Source organism: Streptomyces hirsutus (assembly GCF_001418415.1).
Classification (GTDB): Bacteria; Actinomycetota; Actinomycetes; order Streptomycetales; family Streptomycetaceae; genus Streptomyces; species Streptomyces hirsutus.
This window is the reverse complement of record NZ_LIQT01000616.1, coordinates 1-7,467: the sequence shown is the minus strand read 5'-3', so window position 1 is coordinate 7,467 and position 7,467 is coordinate 1. Positions and strand designations below refer to the sequence as shown.

The 7,467-nt window shown below is 72.7% G+C and carries 8 protein-coding genes; 1 reads left to right on the top strand and 7 read right to left on the bottom strand.

Annotation, left to right across the window (positions count from 1 at the left end):
- The 3 genes from AOK11_RS35950 to AOK11_RS35940 form a co-directional block, all read right to left on the bottom strand.
- On the bottom strand, positions 1–708 hold a 708-nt coding region (locus AOK11_RS35950; RefSeq protein ID WP_167353875.1), incomplete at its 3' end, for a D-alanyl-D-alanine carboxypeptidase family protein.
- A 129-nt stretch (positions 709–837) separates the two neighbouring features.
- Positions 838–1,977: a transcription termination factor Rho gene (gene rho, locus AOK11_RS35945; RefSeq protein WP_055597835.1), complete on the bottom strand. Its 1,140-nt coding sequence runs from the start codon at positions 1,975–1,977 to the stop codon at positions 838–840.
- A gap of 365 nt (positions 1,978–2,342) precedes the next feature.
- Complete coding sequence (locus AOK11_RS35940; protein ID WP_055597834.1) at positions 2,343–2,741, bottom strand: nuclear transport factor 2 family protein; 399 nt, start codon at positions 2,739–2,741, stop codon at positions 2,343–2,345.
- Positions 2,742–2,821: 80 nt separating this feature from the next.
- Here AOK11_RS35940 and AOK11_RS35935 point away from each other — a divergent pair, with 80 nt between their 5' ends.
- Entirely contained in the window at positions 2,822–3,604 is a 783-nt protein-coding gene (locus tag AOK11_RS35935) for a class I SAM-dependent methyltransferase (protein ID WP_055597833.1), read from the top strand.
- Here AOK11_RS35935 and AOK11_RS35930 read toward each other — a convergent pair.
- From AOK11_RS35930 to AOK11_RS35915, 4 genes are all read right to left on the bottom strand, one after another.
- On the bottom strand, positions 3,582–4,373 hold the full coding sequence (locus AOK11_RS35930; protein WP_079035299.1) for a GntR family transcriptional regulator: 792 nt from the start codon (positions 4,371–4,373) through the stop codon (positions 3,582–3,584). The genes AOK11_RS35935 and AOK11_RS35930 overlap by 23 nt on opposite strands.
- Before the next feature lie 251 nt (positions 4,374–4,624).
- The gene (locus AOK11_RS35925; protein WP_055597832.1) at positions 4,625–5,593 is read right to left on the bottom strand and encodes an acetylxylan esterase; all 969 of its coding nucleotides are present in this window, start codon (positions 5,591–5,593) and stop codon (positions 4,625–4,627) included.
- A 249-nt stretch (positions 5,594–5,842) separates the two neighbouring features.
- Positions 5,843–6,661, bottom strand: coding sequence for a ferredoxin reductase (locus AOK11_RS35920; RefSeq protein WP_079035298.1), 819 nt, complete (start codon positions 6,659–6,661; stop codon positions 5,843–5,845).
- The gene (locus AOK11_RS35915) at positions 6,654–7,277 is read right to left on the bottom strand and encodes a sulfite oxidase-like oxidoreductase (protein WP_055597831.1); all 624 of its coding nucleotides are present in this window, start codon (positions 7,275–7,277) and stop codon (positions 6,654–6,656) included. The genes AOK11_RS35920 and AOK11_RS35915 overlap by 8 nt, the downstream gene beginning before the upstream one ends.
- Positions 7,278–7,467: the final 190 nt, after the last annotated feature.

Genomic DNA, 7,467 nt, shown 5'->3' with positions numbered 1-7,467 from the left:
GAAGTCGGGGCTGCGCAGCCCGGCCCGGCCGAACACCGCCAGGTCGAACGCCGACGACACCTGGCCCGGGGCGTCGTAGCCGTCGGGCGACTCCACCTGCGTGTCGTGGGCGCCGAGGGCGTGGGCCTTGTCCTGCATCCGCTGCGTGGTGGCCTCCCAGCCGCCGTTGAGCGCGGCCAGCACATGCACGGCGTCGTTTCCCGAGCTGAGGAAGACCCCGTTCCACAGGTCGGAGATCCGGTACGTGAGATCCTCCGCGACCCCGACGCGGCTGCTGCCGGGGCCGATGCCCGCCAGTTCCTCCTCGCTGACGGTGTGCCGGACGTCGGCGGGCAGCACGGGCAGCACGGTGAGCGCGAACAGGGTCTTGAGGGTGCTGGCGGGCGGCAGCCTGCGGTGCGCGTCGTGCGCGGCGAGCACCTCACCGGAGTCGGCGTCGGCCACCAGCCACGACCGGGCGGACAGCTCCGGGACCTCGGGTGCCCCGGCGCGCGGGCGGACCTGGGTGCCGGAGCGGTACAGCAGCGCATCCGGCGCGACCCCGGCCTCGGCCCCTGATTCCGGGGCGGCTCGTGCTCCGGAGCCGGGCGACGGCGCGGGGTCCGCGACCGTGCCGGCGGTCGCCGCGGCGGGGGCGAGCGCCAGCAGGCCCGCTGCGCAGAGGGCACAAGTGGACACGGCAGCCCGCGAAGCAAGTCCGATAGTCATACCGAAAACGTAGGAAGGGGACCCCGGACAGCCGTGGTGACCGGGCCGGAGGCCCTCCGTAAGCACCCGGATGCCGCACGGCGGTACGGCGGCTCCTCGTGGCGGGGGAGGAAGGACTGCCGGACGCCGTCAGCTGCCGGGCAGGGTGGGCTGGACGCGCCGGAGGAAGGTCGCGTTGTCGGGGGTCTCGCGCATCCGCTCCAGCAGCGTCTCCAGGCCGGCCTGCCCCTCCCGGGACTGCAGCACCCGCCTCAGACCGCGTGCGGCCGAAAACTCCGCCGGGTTGAGCAGCAGTTCCTCACGGCGGGTGCCGGACGGGACGATGTCGACGGCCGGAAACAGCCGGCGGGACGCCGCTTCGCGGCTCAGCCGGAGCTCCATGTTGCCGGTGCTCTTGAGTTCCTCGAAGTAGAACTCGTCGGCGCGGGAGCCGGTCTCCACCAGGGCCGAGGCGAGAATCGTGAGCGAACCGCCCTCCTCGGCCCGGCGCGCGGCACCGAAGAACCGCTTCGGCCCGATCAGCGCCGAGGTGTCGACCCCGCCGCTCATGGTGCGGCCACCGGAGGCGGCGGCGTTGTTGTACGCCCGGCAGAGCCGGGTCAGCGAGTCGAGCAGGATGACGACGTCCTCGCCCGCCTCCACCAGCCGCTTGGCCCGCTCGATCACCAGCTCGGCCAGGGCGATGTGCTGCTTGGCGGGCCTGTCGAAGGTCGAGGCGTACACCTCGCCGTGCACCGAGCGCCGCATGTCGGTGACCTCCTCGGGGCGTTCGTCGAGCAGTACCACCATCAGGCGGCACTCGGGGTGGTTGCCCGCGACGGCCGCCGCCAGCTGCTGGATCAACACGGTCTTGCCGGTCTTCGGCGGGGCCACGAGCAAACCTCGCTGCCCCTTGCCGACAGGGGCGAGCAGATCGATGACGCGCCCGGCCAGACCGGACGCGGGGTGCTCCAGGCGCAGCCGCTCCTGCGGGTGAAGCGGTGTCAGGTCCCCGAAGCGGGGCCGGCCGCGCAGTGCTTCGGGGGTGCGGCCGTTGATCCGGGTGACCTCGGTCAGGCCGTTCCGGTCGCCGCGCAGGCCCTCGATCAGGTCGCCCTTGCGCAGGCCGTACCTGCGGAGCGTGGCGGGGGAGACGGCGAGGTCGGAGGGGGAGGGCAGGCAGGTGCCGGCCCGCAGGTGCCCCTTCCCGTCCGCATCGACGTCGAGGACGCCGCTGACGGGCTGGGGCTGCTGCCGGACGGAGGGGCGGTCGAGTGTGGGGGTGGCCATGGGTCGGTCCTTTCGTGGACGACTGGGGTGGAAGGAACACACGCGGGGAAGGGGAGAGCCGCGCAGGAGGACGCGTCCAGCGCCCGGGGCGGTGGGAACAGCACCTCGGCCATGGCGGTGAAGCCGGCTCACGAGGTGGTGTGGAAAGCCGGAAGGCCGGCCCGAAACGACGGGCGGAACGGCGTACCGAGGAGAATCCTGGGAAGAACTGGCACCGACGCCCGTACCAGGGCGTAAAAGGGGGTGCTTTTCGCACTGTACCACGGCGTCACGGGTTCACGGGGTATGCGTGTGCGAGGGGGCGAAGCCGGAAAGGGCCCGCCGGAGGCGACCGGCGGGTCCCGGGGCAGGGCAGGGGGAGCGGTTCAGGCCGAACGGTCCTGCGCGGCATGTGCGATCTGGTCGAACTTCGCGCCCATGGCCGCCTGGAGTGCCTGCGCACCCGACAAGGGCCGGACCATCACAGTGAGTTGGTCGATGCGGCCCTCGTCGTCGACATGGATGATGTCGCAGCCCTCGACCTCACGGTCGCCCACGCGAGCGGTGAACACGAGGACGTGGTCACGGCCGTTCGCGTCATTGACCTCCCGCACATAGCGGAAGTCCTCGAAGACCTCCGCCACCGCGTGCAGGATCGCCGCGGTGATCGGCCTGCCGGTGTAGGACTTGAAGACGACCGGACTGGAGAAGACGACATCCTCCGCCAGTAGCGCTTCGGCGGCGTTCATGTCGTGCGCCTCCACGGCCTCACGGAATGCCCGCATCACAGCTCCTCACAGTCAACGGATCACACAGTGCGCACGAGGGTAGCCCCACGGCCGGCTCCCGGGTCTAGGCTGATCCGATGTTCAGCCCCGAAGGCCCCCGCCTGCGCGAACTCGCCGTCCAGGTGCTCTCGTCCGTGGAACGCGGATACGACCTCCTCGCGCCGAAATTCGACCACACCCCCTTCCGTACGTCCGACTCGGTGCTCGACGCCACCGCCGTGGCACTGCGGAGGCTGGGGCCGTTCGACGCCGGACTCGATCTGTGCTGCGGCACCGGCGCGGGCATGGACGTCCTGGCGAGGGTGTGCCGCCGGAGCGTCACCGGCGTCGACTTCAGCGCGGGCATGCTCGGCGTCGCGCGCGGGCGAACCGGGCCCGAGGGCCCGACGGCCGGCTGGGTGCGGGCGGACGCACGGGCGCTGCCGTTCGGGCCGGCCTTCGACCTGGTGGTGAGTTTCGGGGCGTTCGGCCACTTCCTGCCGCGCGAGCTGCCAGGGCTGTTCACCCAGGTCCACCGGGTGCTGCGGCCCGGGGGACGGTTCGCCTTCCCGGTGGTCGCCCCGCCCCGGACGGGCTCGCTCGAGCACGGGATGCTCCTGGGCTTCGACATGGTGATGCGGGTGCGCAACGCGGTGTGGCGTCCGCCGTTCGTCATGTACTACCGCGCCCTCCGCTTCGGTGCTCTCCGGCGTGAGCTGGACCGGGCCGGATTCCGGGTCGAACTCCATCCGCTGCCCGAGTTCGGGCGGCGGCCGGACGGCAGCCCCCGGGTCCGCCTGGTCGTCGCCGAGCGGCCCGTGGAGCAGCAGGCCGGCCGCGGGCCGTCCGCCGTGCCGGTCAGACCGCGGCAGGCAGAGTGAACTCGTACACCAGAGCGTCCTGTTGGGCGTCCACGATCAGCTCGGTGATCTCCAGGGGCCGGGCGTACTGGTCGTGCACCCGCCGGGTGACCCGAACGGACGGTGTACCCGCGATCCGGGTGATCGTGTCGCGGTGGTGCAGTGTCAGCCCGGCCCTGCGCAGCCAGTCGTAGGCGCGCCGCAGTTCCGCGGCGGTGGTGCCGTCGGCCCGGTCGCGGTAGCGCGCCAGCTCCTCGACCTCGGCGAGCGCGACGGTGGAGAACGAGGTCACGGCCGTCCGCAGTTCGTGCCCGTCGGCCGACGCGGACCAGTAGCGGTGCACCAGGGTCGGCCGGGAGGGCGCCAGGGCCAGCGCCTCGGCATGCCCGGGAGGCGGAGACTCCCAGGACACGGTGGCCCGCGCCATCGCGTCCCGGCCGACGTGCCGCGCGCCGACCGGGAAGGTGAGCGCCGCGGGCGTCTCCACCGGCGGGCCCTTCAGAGTCGCATGGCTGCCCCGTCGGTCGGTGGTGACCAGGCCGTCGCGGCGCAGCATCTCCAGCGCCTGTCGTACGGTCTCCCGGCTCACCCCGAAGTGATCGGCCAACTGCCGCTCACCCGGGAGCCGTTCGCCGGGCGGAATGGCTCCGCCGCGCAGCGCGCCGAGTAACTCCGTCGCGATCCGCCGGTAGAGCGGCTCGTCTTCGGGGTGCGCGGGATCGTGCGGTGGGGTGGACGGGGCGGTGGGTGGAGAAGCCTGCGGAGGGTCGTGCGGGGTGGTGCGGGCCATGCCGCGCCTCCTGTTGGTGACGTTCCGTAGCGGTGTGGGCTCGTTGCGCCACCACATCTACCATTGGTCTAAACCAGCAGGGAAGGGCGGTCCGTGAGTTCGGCCGAAACGGGACCGGGCCGGTGCCCGCCGCGCGGCGCCGTGCGGGAGGGTGCGTGCGGTGCGGCGGCGGCCGAGTCCCATGGTTCTGGAGCCGGATGGGATACGGGAGCCGCCGGGCCGTCCTGTCCGAAAGTCCGCGGTGCGGTCCCTCAGATGTACGAGCGCATCCAGCGGAGCTGGGCCGCCTCCTGGAAGGGGCCGCCGCCCTCGTGGTCGTTGAAGTCGTACACCTCGATCGCCTTGTCGTCGTGCGTCCAGGCGTTGAACGCCGCGAAGACCGTCGAGGGCGGGCAGGTCTGGTCCTCGAGGCCCGTCGAGAACAGCGCGGGTGCCGAGCCGCGGGCGGCGAAGTGCACGCCGTCGAAGTAGGACAGGGTGCGCAGGGCGTCCCCGGTGCGGCCCCGGTGCGTCCTGAGGTGGAGGCCTATCTCCCGGTACGGATGCCGGTCGGTGAGCGTCGCCGCCCGCGGGAAGTCGCACAGGAACGGCACGTCCGGGGCCACCGCCGCGAGGTCCGGGACCAGGCCGCCCACCGCGAGGGTGATGCCGCCGCCCTGGCTCGAGCCGAGGACCGCGGTGCGCGCCGCGTCCGTCAGGGGGTGGGAACGGGCGGCCTCCACCGCGCGCACCGCGTCCGTGAACACCCGGCGGTAGTAGTAGTTCTCGGGCGCGTCGATGCCGCGCGTCATGAACCCGGGGTACGCGGGCGCGCCGCCCACCGGGTCCGCCGTGTCACCGCCGCCGCCCCAGGCGCTGCCCTGGCCGCGGGTGTCCATCACGAAGTGCGCCCGGCCCGTCGAGGCCCACAGCAGGTGCTCGTGGGGCAGCCCGCGGCCGCCGCCGTAGCCGATGAACTGCACGACCAGCGGCAGCGGCGCCCCGGCCCCGGCCGGCAGTGTCAGCCAGCCCTTGACCGGATGGCCCCCGAACCCGGCGAACGTCACGTCGAGGACCCGCACGGTGGACAGGCCGGTGTCGACCGGTTCGAAGCGGGCGTCCAGGTCGTGCTCGCGCGCCTCCGCGAGGGTCCCGGACCAGAACGCGTCGAAGTCCCCCGGTGCGGTGGACGCGCTCCGGTACTCGCGCAGCTCGTCGAGGGGAAGGTCGAACAGGGGCATGAGGAACCGCCTTTGCGCCGGGACAGTACGAAGCGATCACACCGTACGTGGGCCGTCGGAGCACCCGCCAGACCCTGCGCCGGACTTGATCCATGCTTACGCAAGAAAGGAGAGGCGCAGGTGAAGGGCATGGAAAGCGTTTGCCCTCACCGGGTCCGGAACGGCAGCCGCTCCGGCCTCGGAGCAGCCCGGCCCCGATGCGGCCGGCCGGCGTGGCGGCGGTGGCGCGGACCCGGTGAGCGGTGCGGGTCAGCCGAAGCGCTCGATACGGATGCGGTCCACGGGCTGTCCGGCCGCGACGAGCAGTCTGGAGGCATGCTCGGCAAAGGAGTTGGAACCGCACACATAGGCCTCCCACCCACCCGGAGGAGCTTCGGCCAGGAGCGGCGCCACATGTGCGGCCGTCATACGTCCCACGGCCGTGCCCTCCGGCGCGCTCCGGGTGAACACCCGCAGGGTCTCCGCGCCGAACTCGCCCGCGTAGATCAGCTCCTCGGGACTGCGCGCCGACACCAGCAGTCTCAGGGGCAGAGACAGACCCCGGGCCCTGTGGTGCCGCACCATCGACATCAGCGGGACCACGCCCGAGCCGGCGCCCACCAGCAGCGCGGGCCGGTCGCCCGGCCAGGCGAAGAAGCCGCTCAGCGGGCCGCGCACCTCGACCCGGTCACCGGGCCGGGCCACCGAGTGGAACCAGCCCGACACCTCGCCGTCCGTCACGTGGTCCAGGGTCAGCTCGATGTGCCCGGAGTCGTCCGGCGCGGACGCGATCGAGTAGTGGCGCTGGGCCACGTAGCCGTCCTCGGCGGTCAACCGCAGCAGCAGATGCTGGCCGGGCACATGCCCCGGCCAGCCGGGCACGGCGAAGCGGAAGGTCGCGGCGCGCGGGGTCTCGCGACGGATGTCGGTCAGTGTCGCCGTCCGCCATACCGAGGCCGTCTGCTCGCTCACCCCGATGCGTCCGGGTACGGCGAACCGTGTCGGAGGGGTGAACGGTGCCGACGAGACCTCCGCCCCCCGGCTCCGGGCCTGCTGCGGCTGTGCCGCCCCCTCGATCACCTCAGCCATTCCCGTCGTCTCCGTCACCGGAGTACCGCTGTTCCTCCCAGGGATTGCCCCGCGCGTGGTAGCCGTTGCCTTCCCAGAAGCCCGGCTCGTCATGGTCGAGGAGCCGCAGGCCCGCGATCCACTTGACGCTCTTCCAGAAGTACAGATGGGGCACGACCAGCCGGACCGGGCCGCCGTGCTCGGGCGGGAGCGGCCGGCCGTCGTACTCCCAGGCGATCCAGGCCCGCCCGCCGGTCAGGTCCGCGAGCGGCAGGTTCGCCGTGTAGCCGGTGTGCGAGTAGGCGACGACATGGGTGGCCGACCCATGGGGCCGGGCGACGTCCCAGAAGGTGTCCAGGGAGACACCCCCGAACCGCACCCCGAACTTCGACCAGCCCGTCACACAGTGGATCGCACCCTCGTACGCCGAGGCCGGCAGGGCGTGGGCCTGCTCCCAGGTCCAGGTGCGGGGCTCCGCCACCAGCCCGTCGATCCGCAGCGCCCAGTCGGCGGGCGCGAGGTCCGGCGTGACCTCGGCGGAGAGTACGGGCCATTCGTCGCCGGCGTCGTACTGGCCGGGTGGCAGGCCGGGGTTGTGCACGCGGGGGCGGCCGGTGAAGCCGCGGGTGATGTTCACGTGATCGACAATTCCGTTGCGAGTGGTGCTCAGGTGGTTCCGGGCTCAACCGTACGGGGTGCCCGGGACCGCCCGCACACTTGTCCCGCCCGCCTACCTGCTCACCCGCCCACCCACCCGTCGGCCCACCCGCCGGCCACCCGCTCCGCGATCCCGACGACCGCAGGAGAAGTGCCGGACGGCCGGTGGT